Origin of the sequence: Hyphomicrobium sp., from assembly GCF_051860585.1 — a bacterium.
GTDB lineage: Bacteria > Pseudomonadota > Alphaproteobacteria > Rhizobiales > Hyphomicrobiaceae > Hyphomicrobium_C.
Window position 1 is genome coordinate 84,228 of record NZ_JBHYDS010000005.1, and the last position, 25,710, is coordinate 109,937.

At 65.2% G+C, this 25,710-nt stretch carries 22 protein-coding genes and 1 tRNA gene; 12 read left to right on the forward strand and 11 right to left on the reverse strand.

Translation table 11 applies throughout. From position 1 onward, the window contains the following. Positions 1-2: 2 nt before the first annotated feature. Together ACTIFK_RS09590 and ACTIFK_RS09595 are read right to left on the reverse strand one after the other, a co-directional pair. The gene (locus ACTIFK_RS09590) at positions 3-1,991 is read right to left on the reverse strand and encodes an ABCB family ABC transporter ATP-binding protein/permease (RefSeq protein ID WP_439542845.1); all 1,989 of its coding nucleotides are present in this window, start codon (positions 1,989-1,991) and stop codon (positions 3-5) included. A gap of 202 nt (positions 1,992-2,193) precedes the next feature. Continuing rightward, positions 2,194-4,044: a LysM peptidoglycan-binding domain-containing protein gene (locus ACTIFK_RS09595; RefSeq protein ID WP_439542846.1), complete on the reverse strand. Its 1,851-nt coding sequence runs from the start codon at positions 4,042-4,044 to the stop codon at positions 2,194-2,196. 454 nt (positions 4,045-4,498) lie between these two features. Here ACTIFK_RS09595 and ACTIFK_RS09600 point away from each other — a divergent pair, with 454 nt between their 5' ends. The 3 genes from ACTIFK_RS09600 (at position 4,499) to ACTIFK_RS09610 (ending at position 5,759) form a co-directional block, all read left to right on the forward strand. Further along, complete coding sequence (locus tag ACTIFK_RS09600; protein WP_439542847.1) at positions 4,499-5,086, forward strand: TIGR00730 family Rossman fold protein; 588 nt, start codon at positions 4,499-4,501, stop codon at positions 5,084-5,086. Positions 5,087-5,150: 64 nt separating this feature from the next. Then, positions 5,151-5,441: a hypothetical protein gene (locus ACTIFK_RS09605; RefSeq protein WP_439542848.1), complete on the forward strand. Its 291-nt coding sequence runs from the start codon at positions 5,151-5,153 to the stop codon at positions 5,439-5,441. A 57-nt stretch (positions 5,442-5,498) separates the two neighbouring features. Next, the gene (locus tag ACTIFK_RS09610) at positions 5,499-5,759 is read left to right on the forward strand and encodes a hypothetical protein (RefSeq protein WP_439542849.1); all 261 of its coding nucleotides are present in this window, start codon (positions 5,499-5,501) and stop codon (positions 5,757-5,759) included. 33 nt (positions 5,760-5,792) lie between these two features. Here ACTIFK_RS09610 and efp read toward each other — a convergent pair whose 3' ends face one another. Both efp and ACTIFK_RS09620 read right to left on the reverse strand, forming a co-directional pair. Beyond that, positions 5,793-6,362 carry an elongation factor P gene (gene efp / locus ACTIFK_RS09615; protein ID WP_439542850.1) on the reverse strand — a complete coding sequence of 190 codons (570 nt, stop codon included), beginning with the start codon at positions 6,360-6,362 and terminating at the stop codon, positions 5,793-5,795. Between the two features lie 163 nt (positions 6,363-6,525). Next, positions 6,526-7,293 (reverse strand): hypothetical protein, encoded by a 768-nt coding sequence (locus ACTIFK_RS09620; RefSeq protein ID WP_439542851.1) that lies wholly within the window; start codon positions 7,291-7,293, stop codon positions 6,526-6,528. A gap of 201 nt (positions 7,294-7,494) precedes the next feature. Here ACTIFK_RS09620 and epmA point away from each other — a divergent pair, with 201 nt between their 5' ends. From epmA to ACTIFK_RS09650, 6 genes are all read left to right on the forward strand, one after another. Then, on the forward strand, positions 7,495-8,541 hold the full coding sequence (gene epmA, locus ACTIFK_RS09625; RefSeq protein WP_439542852.1) for an EF-P lysine aminoacylase EpmA: 1,047 nt from the start codon (positions 7,495-7,497) through the stop codon (positions 8,539-8,541). A 141-nt stretch (positions 8,542-8,682) separates the two neighbouring features. Next, positions 8,683-9,195 carry a GFA family protein gene (locus ACTIFK_RS09630; RefSeq protein ID WP_439542853.1) on the forward strand — a complete coding sequence of 171 codons (513 nt, stop codon included), beginning with the start codon at positions 8,683-8,685 and terminating at the stop codon, positions 9,193-9,195. Beyond that, complete coding sequence (locus ACTIFK_RS09635; protein WP_439542854.1) at positions 9,192-10,244, forward strand: lysine-2,3-aminomutase-like protein; 1,053 nt, start codon at positions 9,192-9,194, stop codon at positions 10,242-10,244. Before ACTIFK_RS09630 ends, ACTIFK_RS09635 begins: the two co-directional genes overlap by 4 nt. A 219-nt stretch (positions 10,245-10,463) precedes the next feature. Next, complete coding sequence (locus tag ACTIFK_RS09640) at positions 10,464-12,614, forward strand: molybdopterin-containing oxidoreductase family protein (RefSeq protein ID WP_439542855.1); 2,151 nt, start codon at positions 10,464-10,466, stop codon at positions 12,612-12,614. A gap of 196 nt (positions 12,615-12,810) precedes the next feature. Further along, positions 12,811-13,482 carry a hypothetical protein gene (locus tag ACTIFK_RS09645; RefSeq protein WP_439542856.1) on the forward strand — a complete coding sequence of 224 codons (672 nt, stop codon included), beginning with the start codon at positions 12,811-12,813 and terminating at the stop codon, positions 13,480-13,482. Between the two features lie 137 nt (positions 13,483-13,619). After that, on the forward strand, positions 13,620-13,973 hold the full coding sequence (locus tag ACTIFK_RS09650; protein WP_439542857.1) for a hypothetical protein: 354 nt from the start codon (positions 13,620-13,622) through the stop codon (positions 13,971-13,973). Positions 13,974-13,976: 3 nt separating this feature from the next. On the opposite strand, the gene ACTIFK_RS09655 is transcribed toward ACTIFK_RS09650, so the two are convergent. Beyond that, a complete protein-coding gene (locus ACTIFK_RS09655) occupies positions 13,977-16,382 on the reverse strand; it encodes an efflux RND transporter permease subunit (RefSeq protein WP_439542858.1) in 2,406 nt (801 codons plus the stop codon). A 313-nt stretch (positions 16,383-16,695) separates the two neighbouring features. Here ACTIFK_RS09655 and ACTIFK_RS09660 point away from each other — a divergent pair, with 313 nt between their 5' ends. Together ACTIFK_RS09660 and ACTIFK_RS09665 are read left to right on the forward strand one after the other, a co-directional pair. Next, positions 16,696-16,956, forward strand: a complete 261-nt coding sequence (locus tag ACTIFK_RS09660) for a sulfurtransferase TusA family protein (RefSeq protein WP_439542859.1) — start codon at positions 16,696-16,698, stop codon at positions 16,954-16,956. A 164-nt stretch (positions 16,957-17,120) separates the two neighbouring features. Further along, a tRNA-Val gene (locus ACTIFK_RS09665) sits at positions 17,121-17,195 on the forward strand. 4 nt (positions 17,196-17,199) lie between these two features. On the opposite strand, the gene ACTIFK_RS09670 is transcribed toward ACTIFK_RS09665, so the two are convergent. From ACTIFK_RS09670 to ACTIFK_RS09690, 5 genes are all read right to left on the reverse strand, one after another. Beyond that, the gene (locus ACTIFK_RS09670) at positions 17,200-17,793 is read right to left on the reverse strand and encodes a hypothetical protein (RefSeq protein WP_439542860.1); all 594 of its coding nucleotides are present in this window, start codon (positions 17,791-17,793) and stop codon (positions 17,200-17,202) included. A gap of 10 nt (positions 17,794-17,803) precedes the next feature. Then, entirely contained in the window at positions 17,804-17,974 is a 171-nt protein-coding gene (locus ACTIFK_RS09675; RefSeq protein ID WP_439542861.1) for a hypothetical protein, read from the reverse strand. 135 nt (positions 17,975-18,109) lie between these two features. Beyond that, positions 18,110-19,300 (reverse strand): type III PLP-dependent enzyme, encoded by a 1,191-nt coding sequence (locus tag ACTIFK_RS09680; RefSeq protein ID WP_439542862.1) that lies wholly within the window; start codon positions 19,298-19,300, stop codon positions 18,110-18,112. 243 nt (positions 19,301-19,543) lie between these two features. Further along, positions 19,544-21,862, reverse strand: coding sequence for a Tex family protein (locus tag ACTIFK_RS09685; RefSeq protein WP_439542863.1), 2,319 nt, complete (start codon positions 21,860-21,862; stop codon positions 19,544-19,546). A gap of 47 nt (positions 21,863-21,909) precedes the next feature. Next, a complete protein-coding gene (locus ACTIFK_RS09690; protein ID WP_439542864.1) occupies positions 21,910-23,229 on the reverse strand; it encodes a DNA recombination protein RmuC in 1,320 nt (439 codons plus the stop codon). Positions 23,230-23,343: 114 nt separating this feature from the next. Between ACTIFK_RS09690 and ACTIFK_RS09695 the strand changes: the two genes are divergently transcribed. Beyond that, complete coding sequence (locus ACTIFK_RS09695) at positions 23,344-23,907, forward strand: hypothetical protein (protein ID WP_439542865.1); 564 nt, start codon at positions 23,344-23,346, stop codon at positions 23,905-23,907. Positions 23,908-23,917: 10 nt separating this feature from the next. Here the strand turns inward: ACTIFK_RS09695 and ACTIFK_RS09700 are convergent, their stop codons facing one another. Beyond that, on the reverse strand, positions 23,918-25,621 hold the full coding sequence (locus tag ACTIFK_RS09700; RefSeq protein WP_439542866.1) for a DUF4384 domain-containing protein: 1,704 nt from the start codon (positions 25,619-25,621) through the stop codon (positions 23,918-23,920). Positions 25,622-25,710: the final 89 nt, after the last annotated feature.

Here is a 25,710-nt window from a genome sequence, read left to right on the forward strand (position 1 = left end):
CGTCATTCAAAAGGACTGGGCTCCGTTACCGGAGTTGCCGTCCGCGACTCTGTCGCGGACGGTGGTTCGCCTTCGAGGGGCGGGGAGATCATGGCCGCATCGGCTTCAAGCGCCGCGGCCAATTCCTCGCGCGCCTTCTCGGCCTGGCGTTGGCGGCTCCAGAGGCTCGCATACAGCCCGTTGCTGGCGATCAATTCGGCATGGGTGCCCTGCTCGACCAGGCGCCCCTTGTCGAGCACGATGATCGAATCCGCGTGCACGATCGTCGAGAGACGATGAGCGATCACGAGCGTCGTGCGATCCACGGCGACGCGGTCGAGCGCGTCCTGGATCTCCTTTTCCGTATGGCTGTCGAGCGCGCTGGTCGCCTCGTCCAGCATCAGGATCGGCGGCCCCTTGAGGATCGTGCGTGCGATGGCGACGCGCTGCTTTTCGCCACCCGAGAGCTTCAAGCCGCGTTCGCCCACCATGGTCTTGTAGCCCTGCGGCAGCGTGGCGATGAAGGTATCGATCTGGGCGAGACGCGCGGCTTCGTGCACGTCCGCGTCCGGCGCTCCGGGGCGGCCGTAGCGGATGTTGTAGAGGATCGTATCGTTGAAGAGCACGGTATCCTGGGGCACCACGCCGATGGCGTGGCGCAGCGATTGCTGCGTGACGTCCCGGATGTCCTGGCCGTCGATCGTGACGCGGCCTTTGTCGATATCGTAGAAGCGGAACAGGATGCGCGAGATGGTCGACTTTCCGGCGCCTGACGGGCCGACGATCGCCACCATCTTGCCGGCCGGCACCTCAAAGGAAATGTCGTGCAGGATGCGCCGGTCCGCGTCGTAGGAGAACGACACGTTCTCGAACCGAACGGTGCCGTCGCGGACGACAAGCTCCGTCGCGCCCGGCTTGTCCTCGACATCCGGCTTGACGGCGAGGAGCGAAAACATCGTCTCGAGATCGACGAGGCCTTGCTTGATCTCGCGGTAGACCATGCCCATGAAATTCAGCGGCTGATAAAGCTGAATCAGCACGGCATTGATCAGCACGAAATCGCCGACCGTGTGCGTTCCCGCCATCACACCGCGCGCGGCCAGCCACATGACGAGCGTCATGCCCAGCGTATAGATGGCGGCCTGTCCCGAGTTGAGATAGCCGAGCGAATAGTAGGTTTTGACGGCCGCCTTCTCGTAGCGCGCCATCGACACGTCGTAGCGGCGCGCCTCGGCCTCCTCGTTGCCGAAGTATTTGACCGTCTCGAAGTTGAGGAGGCTGTCGATGGCCTTGGTATTGGCTTCGGTATCGCTTTCGTTCATCTCGCGGCGGATGGCGATGCGCCGTTCGGAGGCCGAGAACGTGAACCACATGTAGGCGGCGACGGTGACCATCAGAATGAGCACGTAGGTCCAGTCGAAGTAGTAGACCAGCAGGCCGGCGACGAGGACGAGCTCGATCACGGTGGGCGCAAGCTGCATGACGCCCATGCGCATGATGAGGTCGATGCCGCGCGTGCCGCGCTCGATGACGCGCGACAGGCCGCCCGTGCGCCGTTCGAGGTGGAAGCGCAGGGAGAGCTTGTGCAGGTGGCGAAACGTGCGGTTGTTCAGCTCGCGAATGGCGTGCTGGCCGACGCGCGTGAACAGAACATCGCGGACCTGGTTCAGCACCATCATCAAGACGCGGCCCGCGCCGTAGGCGACGATCAGCATGGCGATGCCGAGCGCGAGACCTTTGGACGCGGCGACCTCGGGCTTCGCCAAATCGAGCGCCAGCCAATCGGTCGCCCATTTGAAGGCGACGGGTACGGCGACGGTGATCAGCTTGGCCACGACGAGCACGACAAAGGCGCCCGCCACTTCCATGCGCAGGTCGCGGCGACCGTGCGGCCAGATGAAAGGCAGCAGGTTTTTAAGAACGGTCCAGTGGTTGGCGTCAGCCGACAGGCCGAGCAACTCAGGGCGCTCGCTGCGGCTCGCCGACGATGTCGCGACGGATGTTGGTCTCATATCTCTCGATCGTTACGGATGGCGCGCGCGTGCCGATCACCGGCGCGGCGCAGCTGGATGCTCGCACGCGGCCGGCGGCGGAGACTTAGCTTCTTTGGCGTGCCGTGACCAGTCGCGGGCCGTTCGATTGCCGGGATGCCCTGTTTACGCGCATTTTGGCACAGGTGCCGCGTCGACACCGGCGCCGCGGCGCCCGGCTGCGCTATGCGCGCGCGGGCAGCAGTAGACGTTGACAAGGATAGATGCGGTCGGGATCGCGAATTTTACGGCCGTTCGCGCTGCGGATATCGTCGTAGCGCCCGCCTTTTTTCATGTAGCGCCGGGAGATCGTCCACAGCGTTTCGCCGCGTTCAACCACATGGATGCGGCGTCCGCCGGCGCGCGCTGTTTTCTTGCGGATGCAGCGCCCGGCGACGTCGCGCCGAGGGCTACGCGACGACGCGAGCTTTTTCTTGCGACTGACGCTCTGCACGTCAGCCTTCTTTGCGGCCGTCCGGCGATGACGGACGTTCGGGGCCGCGTTGTCCGCGACCTGAACCGGACGCGCAGCCTCCTCCTTGCCCGTGGACGCTTGCAGGTCTCCGCCGCGTCGCCGGACGGCTTCATCCGGGTTTTCGGCCGCCTGTGGCGCCGCCGATTGAGCCGCGGCCACTTTGGGGTCTGCCGGTTGCGGCTCGGTACGTTTGGCGGCGCCGGGTTCGACCGCCTGCCGCTTATCCGGAACGGCGCGGGCTTCGGCCCAGCGCTGCTTGGCCTGCGCTTCGCGTGCTTCGGTGACGCGCTGCTCGGCTGCTTTGGCGTCGGCGCGCCGGCGCGCGTCCTCTGCCGCTTGGCGCGTCTGCTCGGCCTCGGCGGCTTGCTTATACTGTTGCTCTGTCGCCTCGCGCTCGGCGCGGACACGCTGTTCATCGGCAAGACGGGCTTGCTCGGCAACGCGAGCCGCGTCCTTAGCAACGCGAGCCGCTTCGGCTTTCGTATCCGCCTGTCGTTTTTCCTCGGCGGCCTGCGCTTCCCAGCGTCGTGCCTCCTCGGCCTTGCGCGCCGCCAGTTCCGCTTCCGCCAGCTTGCGCGCTTCGTCCTGAGCCAGTCGCGCCTGTTCCGCTTTCGCTGCCGCTTCGCGCTGGCCTTTCTCTGCCGCTTGCTGCTGCGCCTGCTCGGCTGCCTTTTGCTTAGTCGCCTCTTCGGCTACCTTTTGTTGGCGCGCCTGCTCGGCTACCATTCGTTGGCGCGCCTGCTCGGCGCGACCCGCCTCCTCGGCCTTTTGCGCCGCCTCGGCCTCGGCGCGCGCCCGCTCCTCCTCAGCCGCAACGCGCGTCTTTTCGGCATCCGACGCTGCGCGCTCGGCCGCATCCGGTCCGGCAGGCGGCGTGAGCAGGCCGATCTTCTGGCGCTCTCGTTCCTGCTTCTGGAACTCTTCGAGCTTCTTTAGCCCTTCGGAGATGCGCCGATCGAGGTCTTCCTTGATTTTCGCCAGTTCGGCTTTGCGCGCTTCGGCGCGCCTCAATTCGGCTTCGGCCGGCGTTTCACCCGTCGAATCGCCGGGACCCGCCACGCGGCGCGCGGCAGCCGCCGCGTCAGCGCGCGCGACCGCGCGTTTCCAATGCTCGTCCGCCTGCCGTCTCGCCTCGACGAATTGATCGGCCTCGCGGGCAGCCCGCTCGGCCGGCGTGCCGACGACGCCGTAGGCCAGCTCGGTGAGCGGACCGCCCAGAACGGCGTTGGCCTGCTGCACCCAGAATGAAATGTAGGAGAGCGCCGCTGCCACGCTTTGCCGGAGCGCGCCGGCAATCCCGCCCGGAGGCGCCCGGTCATCGCTATCGCCCGCAACGGTTTCGTTGGCAGCAGGCTGACGCGGCACGGCCAGCCTGGCGACGATTTCTTCCTGGTAGATCCGCGCGGCGCGTTCGAGCCAATCGACGGCGGCGGGCGCGGCCTGAGTTTGGGCAGGCGTCGCCGCAGGTTTGGCCGCCGCAGCCTCGCCCTCGCCCGCAGCCCCCGCGCCGGCCAGGGGCAGGAGCGCCAGCACAGCCACGACGAAAGCCGCCGGACCCATCGAACGGCCGCTCACATTCGCCAATTTTGCAGATTTCAGCCTTCGCACGCGCACTCGAACTCACTCACGTCCTTTTACCCGCCGGAACCACGTTCCTAGACGCCGGGCCCATATATTACGGCACTCTACCCCATCGCGGACAAGAGCCCGCGCCGAATCCCACCCGTTTCGTAATGGAGTTAACTGGCGGTTTTATGGTTACGCGGGCCAAAGGGCCTGTCCGCCGTGCGCCCGCCTCATTAGGGGCGTGCTCTCATTTGCAAAGTGCGGTGGAGCCACCATGTTATGAAAGACCCGGCGCAGGTTTATCCGGCGCCGCTCCAACAAGGAAAAACATTTGAAAAGCGAAAATAGTTTCACTCCCCTTCCCTCACATCACGACCTCGCGAATGGCACGGCTCCAGCTGCGGCGGCGCGAGCCGCCCGGCCATCCCCCGCCGGCCATTCGAGCACCGTGCGCAGCATCTGCGTCTATTGCGGCTCGGGCCCCGGACGCTCGCCGATCTACGCGGAGGCCGCCCGCACGCTCGGCCGTTCGCTCGCCAAAAACGATATCGCCCTCGTCTACGGCGGCGGCGGCCTCGGCCTCATGGGCGAGGTTGCACGGGCGACGCTCGAAGCGGGCGGCAAGGTCACCGGCATCATTCCGGACTTCCTGACCGTGCGCGAGCACATGCTCAAGGAGGTGACCGACCTCGTCGTCACGGCCGATATGCACGAGCGCAAGAAACTCATGTTCGAGCGCTCCGACGCGTTCGTCGCGCTGCCCGGCGGCATCGGCACGCTCGAAGAACTCGTCGAGCAGATGACGTGGGCCCAGTTGGGCCAGCACAACAAGCCGATCGTCGTCGCGAACATCGATGGGTTCTGGACGCCGTTCCTCGAGCTGCTCACGCACATGCAGAGCGAAGCCTTCATCCGCGCCGGCCTGGAAGTGCCGTTCAGCGTCGCCGTTGACGCCGCGGACATCGTGCCGCGCGTGCAGCAGATCGCCGCCCAGCGCAGCGGGGAAAAGGAACCGGCGACGCTCATCAAGTTTTAGACACAGGTCAGGTTTTAGACGGGGGCAGCCGCGCTCCGTCGCGGCGGTATTCAGGAGGTCCCTCATGACCAGAATTGCGCCGCTACTTCTTGTGCTCATGATTGCCATACCCGCTTCGATCGCCACGCCCGTGTCTGCGGACCCTCGCGAGCATTATCGCGGCGACGACTTTCGCGCGGACGGCCGTACCTACGGCGACCAGGACGACAACGACGATGAGGATGACGGGCCTTCGGATCACTATGGCCGACATGGAGATTCTGACGAAGACGGCGGTGATGACGACGACTATGGCGCTTATGGACCGGACGACGAGTTCTCGCCGGACGAGCCGTCAGACGGCATGCGAACGTAATGGGAGGCCGTGCGTTTAGCCGGTATAGTCGTTAGGCCGAACCCTGGAGGTCATGCCATGCGGTACGCCACCGTTCTCGCCGCATCCGCGGCCGCAACGCTGATCATGGCTGTTGCTCCCACCACGTCCGCGCTGGCCGATCGCGACGATCGCGGCCGGTCCTACAAATATTCCTACGGCAGCAAAGATCGCGCCGACGCGCGCCGGGCGTATTCCGAGCGGAAGTGGCGCCGCGCCTACTACTCGCGCAAGCACGGGCGCCATTACGCGTATCCGTGGGGACCTTGGGGTCCGTTCGCGTTCCCGCCGGGGCTGTAGCGCCCCTCTAGATGCTAGACCAGATGCGAGAGATCAGTCCTTCGCGCGCTCGACATACGAGCCGTCGACGGTCATGACCACGACGCGCGTGCCAGTCCCGATGTGCGGCGGCACCATGACGCGAGCGCCGTTCGCGAGCTTTGCAGGTTTGTACGACGACGACGCCGTCTGCCCCTTCACGACCGGATCCGCCTCGATGATTTCGAAGGTGACGCGGGCGGGCAGCTCAATCGCAATCGGATTGCCGTCGAACAGCGAGACGCTGCAGGTCATGCCTTCCTGGAGCCAAACGGCCTGGTCGCCGATGACGTCCTTGGAGACGAGGATCTGATCGAACGATTCGGGCTGCATGAAATTGAAGCCCATGTCGTCCTCGTAGAGGTAGTTGTAGTCCTTCTCGTCGAGGTAGGCGCGCTCGACCTGATCGGTGGTGCGATAGCGCTCCGTCACCTTCACGCCGTCGGCGATGCGGCGCAGTTCCAAATGCGTGACGGGCGTGCCCTTACCCGGGTGAATGTTCTCGGCGGTGATGACGACGGCGAGCTTGCCGTTGAGATCGAGAACGTTACCCTTGCGGATCGAGCTGGCGATAACTTTGACCACGGGTCTTCTCCATAAGTTCTGGCCGCGCCCGACGGCCTCCGTTAAGGCCACTTCGCCACAAAACGTCCGTGCAGGCAGGAAATATGGGGGTCTCTTACTCTGGATCGGGTGCGAGGCCAAGGGCCCCAGGGCCAATCTCTCGCCCGGTGCGTCCCGTTGGCAGCTAGCCAATGCGTCGCGTCAGGTCCTGCCATAGGCGGCGCGCGCCGTATCCCATCAGCAGGCCCACCGTCAAAATCGAGACCTCAAGGCCAACCTGCCGCACCGGCCCGAACTCGGCGTAGTCGGCGCGGACGGCTTCGGTCGCGGGGGTGGTCTGTTGAAGCATGATGAAGAAGTCGAGGGCGAAGAGAGCCGCGACCGCGACCATGAAGATCAGAAGCGCGACCCAGAAGCGAGATTGCACCAAGCCGCGCCAGAGCCATCCCGCGGCGGCCGCGATCATGACCATGATCGGCGCAATCAAGACGTTCATAAACGCGTCGACGCCCTCCGCCAGGCAGACTCCGAACGCGCTGGTCGCGGGCTGATGGCCGAGTTCATTGCATGTCATCGCCATCGCGAGGCCCAGGAGCCAGCCGATCAGTTCGGCAAGGATGAAAATGACGAGGGCGGTGACGAACGCCGTGCGCAGGACGCTTGGACGCTCGGCCGGCGCTTTGCCTTCGGCCGCCGAGGTTGGCGCAGCCGCGACGCGCGTGGCGCGCTTGGCGAAATGCCGCCGCGACAGATCGAACAGCGGGACCGTCAGCATATAGACGACGTTTTTGAGCGCATCGAGCGCCCCGCCGAGGCTGCCGTTCTGAGGCAGGTTGCCGATCGCAATGCCGGCCAGGACAGCAAAGGCAAGCGTGACACCGGCGGCCGCGACGGTCGGGGAATCGAGCGCGGGCAATCCCTGCTCCGTGGCCGTCGCGGATGTCGTGCTCATGGTGCCCCCCACACGCATCTCATGCGTCGTCGGATGTTACGCTCCGCATCATGGGCGTCGCAAGGTGCCGCGTCGCGGCAGCCACAGGGTTTGAGGATTCGTCTTGAGACGGCGGCGAGGCGGTCAGTAAGGTGCACCCGAAACGTTTTGGCTTGAAAACTCGTGCGCGTGAAACCTGGCCAGGCCGAAGGATCGGACAAGATGACAGCACCCTCCCCCTGGTGGGATGCCGAGCGGCACCGGGACCGGCGGCCGTTGCTGGTGTTGCGCAACCGGATCAAGGCCGCGCTGCGGGCCTGGTTCGCGGATCAGGGATTCGAAGAGATCGACGCCGGAGCGCTGCAGGTTTCTCCCGGCAACGAAACGCATCTGCACGCGTTCGCCACCGAGCAAATCGGGACCGCACTCGACCGCCATCCGCTCTACCTTCACACCTCGCCCGAATTCGCGATGAAGAAGCTGCTGGCCGCCGGGGAGCAGAAAATCTTCGCGTTCGCACCGGTGTTCCGAAACCGCGAGCGGGGCGCGCTGCACGCCTCCGAGTTCACGATGCTCGAATGGTATCGCGCCGGCGCACCCTACACGGCCCTTTGGGACGACTGCGCGGCGATGCTCGCCATCGCTGCCGAAACGGCCGGACGAATGCACTGGACGTTTCGTGGACGCGAGGCGGACATCGGCGGCGCGCTCGAGCGGATTTCTCTCGACGAGGCTTTCCGGTGTTTTGCGGGGTTTCCGCTGCTCGATACGGTCAGCGTCGCGGAGGGGCGTACGCGACTGGCGGAGCGCGCCACTGCTGCCGGCATTCGCACCGCATCCGACGACACCTGGTCCGACATTTTCTCGCGCGTGTTGGTCGAGCGGATCGAGCCGCATCTCGGCGCGCCGCGGCCGACCATCCTTTACGAATACCCAGCACCCGAGGCGGCGCTGGCGCGGCCGGTGCCGGGCCGCCCCGAGGTTGCGGAGCGCTTCGAGCTCTATGTTTCGGGCGTCGAGCTCGCCAACGGTTTTGGCGAACTGGGGGATGCAGAGGAGCAGCGCAGGCGCCTTGCCCACGAAATGGATGAGAAGGCCCGCATCTACGGCGAACGCTATCCGCTGGACGAAGATTTCCTGGCAGCGCTGCCGCACATGCCGGCGGCGTCCGGTTGCGCGCTCGGCTTCGAACGGCTCGTCATGCTCGCCGCGGGAGCGTCCTCCGTCGATCAGGTGATCTGGACTCCGCTGGCCGATGAGAGCAAGTAGGGCGCTGCTCCCCTCTCACCGCTCGTGCGGGGAGAGGGTTAGGGTGAGGGGCAGCCCACTCCATAACACCAGCTTCTGCCCCTCACCCCGACCCTCTCCCCATTCGCGAGAGGACGAATGGGGAGAGGGAGACGCATCGTCATGACCCAGTCCCACTCTGGCGGGGGCCACTTCCATTCTGGCGGATGCCAGCCTCGCTCTGGCGGATGCCAGTGCGGCGCGGTGCGCTTCCGCGTCGACGGGCCGCTCGGCGATGCATCGGTTTGCCACTGCCGGATGTGCCAGAAGGCGTTCGGCAGCTTCTATGCGCCGTTGGTGTCGGTGCGCGAGGGCACGCTCACGTGGACGCGTGGTGCGCCGAAGCTGTTCCAATCTTCAAACGCGGCGCGTCGCGGCTTTTGCGCTGACTGCGGCACGCCGCTCACCTACGAAGCGCCGGACGGAGTCGCCATCGCCATCGGCGCCTTCGATGCTCCGCAGGACATCGCGCCCCAGATACAATGGGGTGTCGAAGCCAAGCTCGCGTTTGTCGACGATGTGCCTGCGTTGCCGCAGATGCCGACCCAGGCCGATCATGATGCGGCGGCGTTCCTCGCCGATCTCGTTTCCTTTCAGCATCCCGATCACGATACCGACCGCTGGCCACCCGCATGACGCATTTGCGCAAATCCCTCGCCTCCGCTTCGGACCTCGTCGATGCGGGCCTGCTGACCGCAAGCGCGGAAGCCGGCATCGAGCAGGTGGGCGCGCGTTACGCGATCGCGATCACGCCGGCGATGGCGGAGCTGATCGACACGAAGGACGCCGACGATCCGATCGCGCGGCAGTTCGTGCCGGACGTTCGTGAACTTGACACGCGCGCGGAAGAGCGCGCCGATCCGATCGGAGATTTCGCGAAGAGCCCCGTCACAGGGATCGTGCATCGCTATCCCGACCGCGTGCTGCTCAAGATCGTGGGCGTGTGCCCCGTCTATTGCCGGTTCTGTTTCCGCCGCGAGATGGTTGGCCCCAGTGCGGAGGCCAACCTGACAGCAGACCAACTTGAGACCGCGTTCGGCTACATCCGCGCGCATCCCGAAATCTGGGAAGTGATCATCACCGGCGGCGATCCGTTCGTGATGTCGCCCCGCAGGATCGCGGCCGTGACGCAGGCGCTTGGCGCGATTGCGCATGTGAAGATCATCCGGTGGCACACGCGCGTGCCGGTCGTTGCGCCGGAGCGGGTGACGGCTGAGTTGGTCGAAGCCCTCCGCACCGACAATGCGACTGTCTACGTGGCGCTGCATGCCAACCATCCGCGCGAACTGACCGGCGCGGCGCGAACCGCCATCGCGCGGCTGGTGGATGCGGGCATTCCGGTCGTGAGCCAGAGCGTGCTTTTGCGTGGGGTGAACGACACCGTGGACACGCTCGAAGCGCTGATGCGCGCGTTCGTCGAGGCGCGCGTGAAACCCTACTATCTTCACCACGGCGACCTTGCGCCCGGCACCGCGCACTTCCGCACGAGCGTCGCCGAAGGGCAGGCCCTCATGCACGCGCTGCGCCAGCGGCTGTCGGGGCTGGCGATGCCGACCTATGTGCTCGATATCCCGGGCGGCCACGGCAAGGTGCCCATCGGGCCGGCTTACGTCGATGCCGCGGGCGGCACGGTCACGGATCCGCGCGGCGCGACGCATCGCACTGACGGATCGTGCGCGCCGTAAGGCGCTATATTCGCACGCGCATTGCGCTCGTCAGCAGGCGCGCAAATGCGCCGGATAGGCAAGCTTTTTCAGAAGCTAAAGCCGGTTCACAACCGCCAACACGATGGTTGATGATCCGCGGCTCAGGTGTCAGAGTGTCGCAGAAATGCATAGAGCCCCAGCGTCCTCGGCGAGGACGACAAAAGACGGGCCATGCAGACATTGCGGCGGAGGAAACGCATGAACGAGCAGCTGAAATCCGAGATTTTTCACGGCGCCTGTCCCCACGACTGCCCAGATACCTGCGCCATGGATTACCATGTGCGCGACGGCAAGCTCGTAGAGGTTCGCGGCAAGAAGAACCATCCCTTCACCCGCGGCGGCCTGTGCGTGAAGCTGAAGGATTTCCACGACCATCACGCCAACCCAGACCGGCTGATGTATCCGCTGCGCCGCGTCGGCGCCAAGGGCTCCGGTCCGAACGGCGGCAACACCTTCGAGCGCATCACCTGGGACGAAGCGATCAAGACGATCGGCGACAAGTGGCGCGCGATCGTCTCCGAGTATGGCTCGCAGGCGATCATGCCTTACAGCTACCTCGGCAACATGGGCCTCGTGCAGGGCATCAACTCCGGCGACCCCTTCTTCAATCGACTCGGCACGACGGTGAACGAGAAGACGTTCTGCACGTCGGGCTCCTCGACGGCCTGGCTGATGACGCACGGGCCGACAGGCGGCGTCGATCCGGAAAGCTTCGTGCATTCGAAGTACATCGTGATCTGGGCGTGCAACACGATCTCGACCAACCTGCACCACTGGCCGTTCGTGCTCGAGGCGCAGAAGCGCGGTGCGAAAATCGTCGTGGTCGATTCCTATAAGTCGCGCACGGCCAAGGCCGGCGACTGGCACATCTGCCCTAAGCCGGGCACGGACGGCGCGCTCGCGCTCGGCATCATCAATTCGATGATCGAGCAGGGCGTCGTCGACCAGGATTACGTCGACAACTACGTGAAGGGCTTCCCGGAGCTGAAGGCGCGCGCCGCCGACTTCACGCCCGACTATGTGGAAAAGGTTACGGGCGTCAAAGCCGACGACATCCGGAAGTTCGCCTACGAGTTCGCGACGGCGCAGCCCTCCGCCATCCGCATCGGCGTCGCCATCGAGCGCTCGGCGGGCGGTGCCCAGGCCTCGCGCGCGATCTATGCGCTTCCCGCCCTCGCCGGTTCCTGGCGCCATGTGGGCGGCGGCATGCTGCAGCTGCCGCTGTGGGACTTCCCGGTCGATTGGGTCAAGGCGGCGCGACCTGACTTCATCAAACCCGGCACGCGCGTCGTCAACAACCTGCGGCTCGGCGATGCGCTGACCGGCAACATGAAACTCGATCCGCCGATCAAGTCGCTGTTCGTGTTCTGCACCAATCCCGTCAGCCAGACGCCGGAGACGAACAAGATCGTCGCGGGCCTGCAGCGGGAGGACCTGTTCACGGTCGTCGCCGAGCACTTCATCACCGACACGGCGAAGTACGCCGACATCATTCTTCCCGCCGCCATGGCCGGCGAAGCCGAGGACATGATGTGGTCGTGGGGCACGTTCTACTTCACGTACAATCAGAAGGCCGTCGAACCGCCGGGCGAGTGCAAGCCGACGAGCGACATGTGGCGGCTGCTCGCGGCCGAAATGGGCTTCGACGATCCGGTCTTCAAGATGACGGACAGCGAACTCTGCGCCGAGTACATCAACTGGGCCGACCCGAAAATGTCCGGCGTGGGCATGGATTACTTCAAGGAGCACGGCTTCTTCAAAATCGACGTCGGCTCGGCGGACACGCGCACGCCGCACGCGGAAGGCCGCTTCCCGACGCCTTCGGGCAAGGTCGAGGTGCTGCTGCCTGACGACATGAAGAACTTCGTCGCGGGCCCGTTCCGCGCCATGTACGACGGCGAGCAGGACGGATCGCCGGTCGATCCGCTGCCCGGCTATGTCGCTCCGCGCGAGACGGCCGAGGCGCTGCCTGAACTCGCCAAGAAGTATCCGCTCAACATCATCTCGCCGAAGAGCCACGGGTTCCTGAACTCGTGCTACGCCAACGAGCCGCACAAGATCCGCGGCCAGGGCGAGCAGTTCGTGATGATCTCGCCGCAGGACGCCGAGAAGCGGAACATCCGCGAAGGCGATCCGGTGCGCGTCGCGAACAACCGCGGCGACTTCCAGGGCGTGGCGCGGGTCACCGATGACGTCAATCCCGGCATCGTCGTCGCGACGCTCGGATACTGGCGCTCGCTCAACCGTTCGGACGGATCGGTGAACTCGATCTCGTCGGACGCCTGGTCGGGCCTCGGTCGCGCGCCGACGTACTCCGACAATCTGGTCGAGGTCACGCGCGTCAATTGACGCGTCCGGTCAAGATGATGAAACACTTGCGGCCCGGCGTTCATCGCCGGGCCGCTTCGTTCTATGCGCGCCGGCTTTGCTCAGAGCCGTGACAATCCCGGCACACCGGCCGAACATTTGCCGCGCTCGATTGCGGGATGCCCCCCTGCCCGCCTAACATCCGCCCTCGTTTCGCGGGGTCAGTTGGGTGAGTAGAATGTGTAAGCCAATGCGGCTTGGTCTGGCGTGCTTAATTGCGATCACGGGCCTGAGCGCGAATGCGCGGGCCGACGCCATCGCGGACAATCTCAACGTCTACCGCATGAGCCCGCCGCTCGCGGCCTACACGCCCGGCACCATCGCGCGCGGTCATTTCGACAAGCGCACGTTCCAGCGGACCGGCGAGAAACTGCTCAAGCTCAACGTCGTGCGCTGCCGGGCTCCGTTCGACAAGGACGGTATCGAGGAGAACCTCGACAACGCCGCATTCGCGATCCGGGACCAGAAATCGTTCGGGCTCTCGGCCGGTTGGGCCAACCTCCTCAACGCGAACTTCAAAGGCAGTTACGTCGAGGACGTGACTCTCACGTTCACCGGCACGATCTATGAGTACACGGAGGAGAAGCTCGCCCAGCTTCGTGCCCGCTGCCTCGGCTCCAAGAACCCCAAGGCCGACCAGGGGAAATTCCAGTTCCAGATCGTGCGGCAGGCGGTCGGCCGGTTCGAATACCAGATCAAGTACACGCAGTCGGCGAGCGCCGGGCTCAAGGTGGACATCGCTAACAAGCTCGCGGCGGAACTGGGCGGCTCGGGCGAGATCGATCGCGCAGGCAAGATCACGATCCCGCGTGGAGCAATGGCCTATCCGCTTTGGCGGGACGATTGGTAAGGCGTTGGTTTTGACGTGCAACTCAACCGTGTGACCACGCGAACACTCAGCAAGGTAATTTTCCGTATCCGGATTTACGGATGCGCTTCCGTGCTAAACGACGCGCCGTGATGATCTCTCTTTATGGAGCCTTTGCCATGACTCTTGCTCGCCTCGTCGCAACACTCGCGCTTCCGTTAGCTATTGTCTCTGCCGCGTTCGCTCCAGCTCACGCCGATAGCTGGAAGTTTGATGTCGTCAACAAGGGCAATTCGCCGGTCGTCGAATTCCGCACGCAGGAAGAGGGCGAGTGGAGCGAGAACTGGGTCGAGAACCGCATCGAGCCGGGCGACACGGTCAACCTCGATTTCGAGACCGCCGAGGGCAAGTGCACGGTGCGGACGCAGATCCGTTTCGTTGACGGCACCTATTTCGATGCCGATGTCGACTACTGCAAGGCGAACCTGCTCGAGATCCATACAGATACGCTGGTGTGGAAGGCCGCGGAGTAATTCTCAGACTGCACTCCGCTCAATGTGTCCGCTGCGCGGTTCGCCGCGTAGCGGATATTTTTTTCGGTAGAGCGCCACGACCGCCGGCAGGATGACGAGCTGCGCGAGAAGCGAGGCGAACAAGCAGACCGACGCCAACTCGCCGAACAGGCGCAGCGACGGCAGGTCCGACAGCATCGTGACGCCAAGGCCCAGCGCCAGCACGATGGTGGTGAGAATGACGGCCGGTCCAATGTGATGCGCCGTGCGGGACAGCGCCTCGCGCGCGCTGTCCGGACCGGGGCCAAGGCGCTCTTCCTCGAGACGGAAGCGATTGAGGAAGTGGATCGTCGAGTCGATGGCGAGCGAGAACGCCACCGTGATGGCGACGATCGAGGCGAACTGCAGCCCCTGCCCGGTGTAGAACAGCAGCGCGCCCGTCGCGAAAATCGGGAACAGCGACGGCAGGATGCTCGCCACGCCGACGAGGAGCGCGCGGAGCGCAATGCCTAGGAAAATGAAGACCAGGAAGATGTCGCCGACCAGGCCCCACGTCAGCTCGCTGATGAGGGTCGCCGAGTTGCGCGCGGCGATCGCCGGCAGGCCCGTCACCGAAATCTCATAACCGGGATTGGCCTTGCGCACCGGATCGAGCGCGCGATCGATCTTGTCTACGACGGGAAGGATCTCGCTCGAGTCGACATCCGGCAGGCGGGCGGTCACAAGCACCGCGCGCTCGTCCGCGGCGATGAAGCGGTGCACGAGATGATCCGGCAAGATGCCGACATACTTCTTGATGGTCGGGATGCTCGCGTCGCCCGCGGCGTCGAGCCAGCGGCGCAGGCTTTCGAGCGACCACACGTTGCCGAGGCCGGCCTCCTTTTCGAGCACGTTGTGCGCCTGGGCGATGACGGCCAGCGTGCCCACGTCATAGAGCCCAATTGGTTGCGGCGCGCCTGAGCCGGCGTTGGCATCAGCGCTTCCGCCTTTCCATTCGATCATGACATGCACGGGGTTGGCGCCCGTCAGCTTGCTGTCCAGGCTGCCGGTCGCGGCGAGCGCCTGCTCCTTGTCCGGCACCTGGTCGGCCAGCCGGTACATGGGTTTCAAGCTGAAGAAGGCATGGCCCGTGACGAGCACCGCCACGATGCCCGCAAGCACGAACGGCGTCGGACGGGCGCTGACGAACCCGATCACGGAATCGCTGAGGCGCTGCAGGACACCCACACCGCCCTCCTCGCGCTCATGCGGATCGACGGCAGCCGCCGGCTCGCGCCGGACGAAGATGGCCGCCAACGTCGGCACGACGACGGCAACGGCAGTGTACGAGATGCCGACGGCGATCAGCGCGGCGAGACCGAAGGTGCGAATGAGGGCCGAGTCGGCAAACGCGAACGACACGATGGAGATGGCCTGGTTCATGGCCGTGAGCAGGCAGGCCGGCGCAACCTCGCGCACCGCGTTGCGCGCGGCCTCGATGCGATCCATCCCGGCGAGGATGTCGCGCCGGATGGCAAACACGAGATGCATCGAGTCCGAAAAGCCCGACACGAGGATCAGCGGCGTGATGACGTTGATGAACAGGTTGAGGCGAAAATCCAACCCGCCGAGCACGCCGAGTGTCCAGAGGATGGCGATGGTCGGCCCGAGCACGGCGATCAGTGTGAGCGAGAGGCGGCGGAAGAAAAGATAGGCGACGACGAAGCCGACGGCGAAGCCGAGCCCGTTGTAGACGAGCCTGTCGCGCTCGACGGCATTGCGGATCTCGAGTTGCATCACCGGCGCGCCTGTCAGCCTGGCGGTGAGGCCCGTGCCCGCGAGCTGCTGATCGATGACCTCCTTGATGCCGCCGATCACGGTGCGCGCCGTCTTCTGCTCCACCTGCGCGCGGTCCAAGGCAATCACGATCAGGGCCAGCTCGCCGTCGCCGGACAGGAACTTGCCTTTGACGATGTCGTTCTCAGCCAGCGCCGCGATCACCTTCTTGTAGGCAGCCTCGTTTTTCGGAAGCTCGTCAGGCACGACCGGCGGCGCATACCCCGTGGCGTCCGGAATGCCGCGCGCCGAGAGCATCGACACGAGTCCGCCGACGCCGTCCGTGAGCTGCAGCTCGATCACCGTCTCGCGAAAGGCCTCCAGCTTTTTACGCGAGAGCAGATCCTTGCCTTCCACGACGACCAGCACGTCGTATTCGCTCGACGGGAAGCGGCGGTCGATCTGCTCGTATTTGCGGAATTCCTCCGTATCGGTGCGGAACAGCTCCGACAGGCTGTCGTCGACGCGCAGTTTCGAGACACCGAGGATTGCGAGCGCCGTCAGGATGACGATCAGCGCCGCGGCGACGTAGGGCGCGCGCAGCGCCACCAAGCCCAAGCGCTCCAGGCCAAAGGAAAACAGAAACGACCGGCGCGGCATCTCGGGTGTGGTCATGCGGGGTCCCGTCTTGTGAAATCAGAAACTCACGGCGCACAGGTCTCGCGCCACGCGTCTCGTTGTGCACTCGTCTCACTGCGCACGGCCGCGCCCAACCAAACGCGCGAGCCGCACAATGGCTTCACCGCCCCATCACCATCACGACAACCCGAAGTCAAAAACCGCCCGAATCGCGCGGCTTGGGACGTACGGTCGCACCTCCCCCGCTGACGGCGCAAGCCGGGCTACCGGATGCCGGCGGAGCGTTGCGGACCGGGCCGCATGGGCCTAAGTTTCGCCTCTGCCGCCGTCGCGGAGGAACCGCCCACCCATGCCGAACGTCGCCGCCGATCAGGTGCTGGATACGCTTGGCCTTCGTTGTCCGCTGCCGGTGCTCAAGGCCCGCAAGGCGCTGTCCGCTCTCGCGCCCGGGCGGGTCCTCAAAGTCCTTGCCAACGACCCGGCCGCTGCGGAGGACTTCGCGGCGTTGTGCCAGGTGACCGGCCACCGGCTCGTCGCGCAGACCCAGGACGGTAACGTCCACCATTTCCTCATTGAATCGGCCGGGCCGCCGGCGGAGCCTGGAGGCTGAACCGCTCCGTTCGCCGCTGCCGCATGACGCGGAGCGCGGCCTTGACATCGGAGTCGCCCCCTTCGATAAGGGGCGTCTTGCGCCGCACGGTTTGGCTCCAGCCGATCCCGCCGCGCATGCCGCATTTACACTCCTGGCGCCGTCAATTTCGAGACGCGCACATCGGGCGGTTAGCTCAGCGGTAGAGCACACGCTTCACACGCGTGGGGTCATAGGTTCAATCCCTATACCGCCCACCATTTCTCATCCGGAAGTTCTCCAGCGATCGAGCTCGCGAGTGTCGGTCTCCGGGTGTGACATGAGTTCTTTGTGGTCTAGTGCCATGGAAAGGACCTTTAGCGCGCGCTCCTTTTGTGTCGCTCGATCAAGTGCTGCCAGCCCAGGGAATTTATTGTTGGCCGCGATTGCCATGAAAGTATCTGGCGGCACTTTGTCTGGATAAACCCCAGCGTACCATGTGAGGAACGTCTGAACTTCAACTGGTGATTTCCTCTCCAGTTCAAGGATGTCGATACACGCAATTAGAATGACGTGATCGCAGTCGCTGTCCGAGAACTCCTCGGAAACCGCATCGTGATCATAGTTGGCATGCTTGAAGAAGTTGCGGACTGGATTGATTAGTGTCCGCTGCACTTGCTGGTCCGACATCCCAACAGGTCGAGCAATACATTCTCGAAATGATCGGATGCTCCCTTTGGCGCAGAGCGTTGAGAGAACTTCTTGCGCATTCGTCGCGAGACTGAAGACCGAGACGGAATCTCGATCAGCGAAGTGTAGGCGGATCGCCGTCACCAACTGCCGTCTTGCAACGTCGAGTTTTGTAAGCTTCTCCGCCATGGGTGAGCTCTCAGGCGACCATGCGGTTGTCGGAGATCAGCTGCTTCAGCAGTTCGAGTTCGTACTCGATCGCGGCGATCGTATCCTTGGTCGCGGCTTGCTGCGCCGTCGCCTTGCCGACGTCGGCGTTGAAGGTCTCCAACGCGGATTGAATGCGGGAAAAGGCGGCGTCGCTGTCCATGACGGGCTCTCGCTGAGGCATAACCCCGGATACCCGATTCCCAGCATGCTGAGAGACCGGCGCCGGACTTATGCTCAGGGATGGACTTGAGTTGCAGGGCCAGCGGAGCGCCACGCGGCGCCCCGGCCTCTGCGATCAGCGCGACGACGTCCGAGCGGGCGACACGTTCGCGTCGCCGTACATCGTCATCATGGGAGCGTCGTCGAGGATCGCCTCCTCGTAACGGCCATAGCCGTTGAAATCGCCGGCGATGGCGCGGCCGTAGGCGCCGACGTTGCCGATCTCCAGATAGTCGCCTTCCTTGATGCACGACGGCAGCAGGAACGGTCCCTTCATGTGGTCGATCGAATCGCAGGTGGGGCCCCACAGCTCGTAGGGGACGAGCTGGTCGGACGAGGCCTCGCGGCCGACGAGGCGGGCGGGGAAGATCCAACCGAGATGGGCCGCATCGAACATCACGCCGTAGCCGCCGTCATTGATAAACAGGTCGCTGCCACGCCGGGCTTCGACGCGCACGATCAGGGTCTCGGCCTCGGCCACGAGCGCGCGGCCGGGCTCGCACATTAGGCGAACGTTTTCGCGCACGGGCAGCCGGTTCACGCCTTCCTCGATGGCCGAGAGAAAGCGCGCCAAAGGCGCGGGCTGCATGTTGGGATAGACCGACGGAAAGCCGCCGCCGACATCGACGCGATCGACGACGACACCGGCCTTGCCGATCAAGCCCTGCACCTCGGCGAGGGCGTTAATGTAGGCGTCGGGTGTCATGGTCTGCGAGCCGACATGGAAGGTGATGCCGAGCTCGGCCGCGGCCTGGCGCGTCTTCACGAGCAGGTCGGCTGCCTTGGCGCCGCTGGTGCCGAACTTGCGCTCGAGCGGAATGCGGCTGTTGATCGCCGGCACCGAGATGCGGACGAACAGCACGAGGTCGCGCGCCTGACCCGAGGGCCCGCGCGTTTCGTCGAGGATCTTCCTCAGTTCGTCTTCGGTATCGAGGGCGAAGCTGCGGATGCCATGCTCGTGATAGGCGCGGCGGATCGACTCGCGCGACTTCACGGGGTTCATGTAGTGCAGTTCAGCGCCTGGGATCGTCGCCGCATCCTCGATCTCGGGCAGCGAGGCGACATCGAAATGGCGAATGCCCGCGCCGTACAGCGCGCCCACGAGAAAGACGGAGCTGTTCGCCTTGTAGGCGTAAGCAACGTCGCCGTTAAAATTTTCGACGAACCAACGCGCCGCGCGCGCCGCAGCGTGCGGGCGAGAGCAAACGACTGGGCCTTCGGGCTTGCGGGCGGCAATGAGATCAGCCGCCGAGGCAAAACGCTCCATCCTTACGGACCTCCACCAACAACGGTTGGACAAGAAGCGCCGTGCGGGAGAGAAGGGCCGCCGTGCGTGAGGGGGATTTAGGACCTCAGAGCCGCGATGTAAAGACCTTTGGCGCCAAGGACATCGCGTGACAATTTGACGACAGCGGATCTGTCGTCTGTCGATGGCGCCGGCGGGGTTGGGCGACCGGACAAACCGGCCGCAAACACCCGCGCCGCCGCCAAACGTACCGGCTTCGCCGGTCTATTTGCCTTCCCGCGCGCGGCGGAGAGCGGCGGCGAGTGCGCTCTCGCCTTCCGGCTCGGCCTTGCGGGGCGGCGGAGCATAGGTGCGGGATTGATTTGAGGGCGGCGCGCCTTGCGGGCGCGGGGCGTTTCCACCCGGCTGCGCGCCGCGCTCGACCGCGCCGGAGCGCATGGTGAGCGCGATGCGCTTGCGCTCCGCATCGACTTCCTTGACGCGCACCTTCACGACGTCGCCCACCTTGACGACCTCGCGCGGGTCCTTGACGAAACGGTCGGCCAGCTCGGAGATGTGCACGAGGCCGTCCTGATGCACGCCGATATCGACGAAGGCGCCGAAGGCGGCCACGTTCGTCACCGTGCCCTCGAGCTGCATGCCGGGCCGTAAATCCGAGATTTTTTCCACACCGTCCGCGAACGTCGCCGTCTTGAACTCGGGGCGCGGGTCGCGGCCGGGCTTTTCGAGCTCCGACAGAATGTCGGTCACGGTCGGGATGCCGAAGCTTTCGTCGGCGAATTCGGCAGGGCGCAGCGCTTTCAGAAACGCGCGGTCGCCGATCATCGCCTTCAACGGGCGCTTCGTTTTTTCCGAGATGCGCTCGACGACGGCGTAGGCCTCGGGATGGACGGCGGACGCGTCGAGCGGATTGGTGCCGTTCATGATGCGCAGGAAGCCCGCCGCCTGCTCGAACGCCTTCGGCCCAAGGCGCGGCACCTTCTTCAACGCCGTGCGCGCCTTGAACGCGCCGTTCTCATTGCGGAAGGCGACGATGTTCGCGGCCAAAGTCTGGTTGAGGCCGGACACGCGGGTCAGCAGGGGCACGGATGCCGTGTTCACATCGACGCCGACCGAGTTCACGCAGTCTTCCACGACGGCATCGAGCGAGCGGGCGAGGCCACCCTGGTCGACGTCGTGCTGATACTGGCCGACGCCGATCGCTTTCGGTTCGATCTTGACCAGCTCGGCCAGCGGATCCTGCAGGCGGCGCGCGATGGACACGGCGCCGCGCAGGCTGACGTCGAGATCGGGAAACTCTTTCGCGGCCAGCTCGGAGGCCGAATAGACCGACGCGCCCGCTTCCGAGACCGTGACCTTCGTGATCTTGATCTGGGGCATCTTGGCGATCAGTTCGGCCACGAGCTTGTCGGTCTCGCGGCTGCCTGTGCCGTTGCCGACGCTGACGAGATCGACTTTGTGCTTCAGGCACAGGGCCGCGAGCGCAGCCAGCGAGCCCTGCCAATCGCGGCGCGGCTCATGCGGATAGATCGTCGCCGTTTCGACGAGCTTGCCGGTGCCATCCACGACGGCGATCTTGACGCCCGTGCGCAGGCCCGGGTCGAGCCCCATGGTGACGCGCGGGCCGGCAGGTGCCGCAAGCAGGAGATCCTTGAGGTTCGACGAGAAGACGGAGATGGCCTCGGCGTCGGCGCGCTCCTTCAAGCGCGTCAGCAGGTCGGCGGTCGTCGTGGTCGCGAGGCGCGCCTTCCAGGCGAGGCGAACGGTTTCGCCCAGCCACGCATCGGCCGGGCGGCCCTTGTCGGCGATGCCGAATGCGCCGCGGATCTTCGCCTCCGCGGGATGGGCCTGCTTCTCATCATGCGGTACGTCGAGATCGATTTCGAGGATGCCCTCGTTGACACCGCGCATCAGCGCCAGCGCGCGATGGCTCGGCATGTCCTTGATCGACTGGCCGAAGTCGAAATAATCGGAGAACTTCGCGCCTTCCGTTTCCTTGGCCTTCTTGACCTTCGAGGTCAGCGCGCCTTCGGTCCATTGCCATTCACGCAAGGTTCCGACCACATCGGGGCGCTCGGCAATGCGCTCGATCAGGATGTGGCGAGCGCCATCGAGGGCGGCCTTCTGATCGGCGATGCCCTTTTCGTCGGAGATGAACTTCCCGGCCTCGGCCGCCGGATCGAGCGCCGGGTTGGCGAGCAGCGCATCAGCCAGCGGCTCCAGCCCCGCCTCGCGCGCAATCTGCGCCTTGGTGCGCCGTTTCGGCTTGTAGGGCGCGTAGAGATCCTCCAGCTCGACCTTGGTCGCGGCGGCATTGATCAAGCGGGCGAGTTCGGGCGTGAGCTTGCCTTGTTCGTCGATGGTTTTGAGAACCATCGCGCGGCGCTCTTCCAGATCGCGCAGATAGACGATGCGCTCCGCCAGCGTGCGCAACTGCGTATCGTCGAGCCCGCCGGTCTTCTCCTTGCGGTAGCGCGCGATGAACGGAACCGTCGCTCCCTCATCAAGCAGCGCGACGGCGGAGGCCACCTGCCCCACGCCCACGCTCAATTCATCCGCAATCCGCTGATTGATCTTGTCCATGAGTGTGCCTGCTGGAAGTGCTTCTGGTGTGGGCCGCGCAGTTAGGGCTACGAGGCGCGGGAGGTCAATTGCGAGGAGGCCGGCGCCGGCGGCGCAGCTTCGTCCTCGAGGTCCAAGGCCGTCAAGCGCTCGCCGCGGCTGGTGATGCGGGAGGCTGAAATCGACACCTTTTCCAATGCCTTGACCGACAGTCCGAAATGGCGTTCAAGCTCGGTCACGCGCTCGGCGAGCCGTGTCACGTCACCGAGCAGCAAACCCACCTCGCGTTGGATGAGGCCGGCCTGGTCGCGCATTTTCGCATCCTTGATCAACGCCTGGACCGTCTGCACGGCGAGCATGAGAATGTTTGGCGCGACGATCACCACGCGCGACCGGTGCGCCCGCTGGACCAGTTCGGCAAAGTGTTCGTGCAGGTCGCCATAGACCGATTCCGAGGGAACGAACATCAACGCCGTGTCCTGCGTCTCGCCCGGGATCAGATACTTCTCGGCGATGTCGTCGATATGGCGGCCGACCGCTTCGCGAATGGCGTCGCGCGCGGCTTTCACCTCGTCGGGCGCACGGGCGACGCGAAGCGCCTCAAACCCTTCGAGCGGAAACTTGGAATCGATGACGAGCGTTTCAGGCGTGTTCGGCAGCCGGATCACGCAATCGGGACGTTTGCCGTTCGAGAGCGTGGGCTGGAACTCGTAGACGCTCGCGGGCAGCGCGTCGCGGATGATCGTTTCCATGCGGAGCTGGCCGAAGGCGCCGCGCGCCTGCTTGTTGGCGAGCACGCCCGACAGCGACAGCACTTCCGACGAGAGATCGGCGAGGCTCTGCTTGGCGTCCGCGATGACCGCGAGACGTTCGTTGAGAGTGGCGAGGCTTTCGGTCGTGCGCCTGCCTGCTTCCGCGAGGTTGTCGCCCATGCGCGACGTAGCGGTGTCGAGCGTTTGCGACATGTGGCGGGTGAGCATGTCGACGCGTTCGGACAGCCTGCCGACGGTGTCGACGTTCTGGCGTTGCGTCTCGGCGAGGCTTTCCGACAGGCGGCGGCTGACGCCTTCGAGCGCGCTGCCGACGCGAGACGAGACCTGCTCGATCCGATCGTCGAACGCATGCGCCTCATCGGACTGGCGCCGCACCGTCATCTCGCTCATCGCGGTCAGGCGGCCTTTGATTTCCGCGAACTCCGCGGCCTGGGCGGCGGCCCGCGCTTCGGCCCGCGTCGCCCGGCGCATCCCGAGCGCGATCCAGAACCCAAGCGCGGCGAGAACACCCAACCCGACCAACACGATCGGATCGAGGCCTTCCGCGACGTGTCCCACGCGTTCGCGCAGGAGGTCGAGCCATTGCGTCAGGCGATCTGGAGCCGTTTCCACCATGACGTCCCGGTTATCCGATTCGTCCGCCCAAAATTCGTCGGGATGGGGGTGAAGCTTAGGCCTTCTCCCCATCGAACTTGAGGGAATGCCGTGCGCGCTCTGCTTCTCGTTCTCTTGTTGAGCTTTGCTCTACCCGCGCACGCCGAACCACCGGCCCCGGATTCCGACGAGGCGGCGATTCGCGACGTCATCGCACAATGGTATGCGAGTCTGCAGGAGCGCGGGATGCAGCCCCCCTCCCTCGCGAAGCGAAAACACTGGCAGCTCTACGCGCCGGGCGCCATCGACGGCGGGCCGCGTGAAACCGAGATCTATCCTGACAGCCGGGCGCGCAGTCCCACGATTTCGAATGAACTTGCGGCGCGCGCCCTCACGTTTGCCTATGACGTGGATGCTCTCAAGATCGACGAGCGGTTCGCGAAGGCGAGCGTTTGGGAGCGGGGGTATTTCTACGCTTTTGCCGCGCAACAGACCTACGAAAACGCTGCGGCGGCCCTGTTCATCCTGGAAAAGCAGAGCGACGGGCGCTGGCTTATTCTGGCGCACCAGGCCAACTCGATCGGTATTCCGCCAACGAAAAAGACCGAGCCGCTTCCCGATCTGCGCGATCACTTTTACCGGACACAGGGGAAAGATCGCGACCCCGCCGCCGACGCGCTGGAGAAGGGAAAGTTCTAATTCGAAGGGATTATGGGCGCGCAAGACTGGCCGGCTCGATGATGACGGGCGCGGCGGCGCGGCCCTCGGCGATCTCGGCGGGCGCTACGGCTGCCGGCGTTTCAACCTTCGGCGCAGAGCGGCCTCTCCGGCGGCGGCGGTTCGTCTCGGCGTTGCTTGCCGCGCGAATCTCCTGCTCGTGCTCCGCGGCCGTTCTCAAGAACGTCCGCCAATCGCCAAGAATCCGGAAGCGCTGCTTCTCGTAGTCGTAGGCTATCCCTTCCGGGGTCAGATCGTGGCGTTGGCATATCGCGACCAGCGTCTCCTCGCCCGCCCGCTCGAGCCGGAACTGATATCCCGCATCGTTGCCCGGAATTTGGAACGCGACCCCCGGGGCGATCAGATTGTCTTGGTGCAATTCGTTCGGGAACAGGACGAGGGCTTTGCCCTCCCGGTCGACGTCGATCAGGGTCAGATGGCAGGCCTTGCTGACGGAGACGCCGATCGAAACGAGATCGCGCGGGCGGTAGACGGGTTTGTCGGTCCAGACGACGATGTCGATCTCGTTGTCGGGACGTGACGGCTTTTCGCGCGGCGCGGCCGCTGCGGCACCGTCGAGCGTGCGATTGAGGTTGTCCCATTGCGCGCGCGACAGCGATTGATTGAGGAGCCGCCGCGCATCGAACCCGTCGTCGTTTTCGTGCGCCGTCAGCGTCTCGGCCAGCTCGCGTGCGCTCACGTCGCGCTCGGCCGCCGCGCGCACGAGGTCGACGTTTTGCGTCCAGCTGCGCGCCAGCGGTTCGAGTTGCTGCTGGATCGCGCCATCGAACTTCATCGCGTCGTCAGCGGTCTCGCTTGGCGGCGCGAGAAGGCGCGCGGCCAGCCAATCGGCAGGGACGATGTCCGGAATTGCGGACGGCGCGGCCGCTGTCATTCGATCCCACTCCGCAGCCGGCATGGCGAGCGCGCTCGGGCGGACGACAAGAAGCGCGCTTTCGTCTCCCAGGGTTTCGATTTCCGCTGTTTCCGGTGCACCGCGGTTGCGCGCGACGGCCGCGAGCAGCGCGATCGCAGCGGTTCGCGCGGCCTGCAAGCGATCATCCGGCTCGCACGCGTTCCACAGGTGGACGAGCGAGAGGAACCGGGTATCCGCTGCGTCGGCCGGGCCGACGGCATGCATCCAGCGGTCGGTCATCTCTTCGACTTCGGCAGCCGTGATGGGTGACCGCTCGCGACACGCCTCGTCGCGCGCCGGGAGGGAGGCGATCCAATCGCGCACGCTCTCGATCTCAGCCGGCGCTGGCGCGATCTCGGCTGGCGGCGCTTCGGATTTTTCGGGGGCGGAGCTCTCGCCGTTCGCCTTGTCCTTCGCGGCTTTGCCGTTCTCGCTCTTTTCGCCGTTGCGTTTGTTGTCGTTACTATCGGCGGCCTTGCTGCGCGTCGGCGCCACGAGCGCGAAGAGGCGCAGGTAGGCGCGCGACGAGTCCGGCCGCTTCGGCATGACAAGACGCGGGTTGTGCGCAAGGGCATCCATGTCGATCGCGGCAGCGCCAGCGTCGCGGCATTCGGCGCAAAAGGTTTCCAGGACGATTTGTGCGCGCGCGGCGAGCAAGCCGTCAGGTGGTGCGGACGTCCCGGCTTCGGAACCGCTCAGGCTCACGGCCGAAAGCGCAAACGCCAGCAAGATGCCCACGAGCATCCGCCACGTCTGCCCTGCCCTCATTGCCGCCGCCATCGTGCCTCCGTCGGGCGGAGAATACCGGGCCGAGGGGGGCCGCCGCCAGCGGCGCTTGCGCAACATGAGCCCTGCCAAATGTCGCGCGT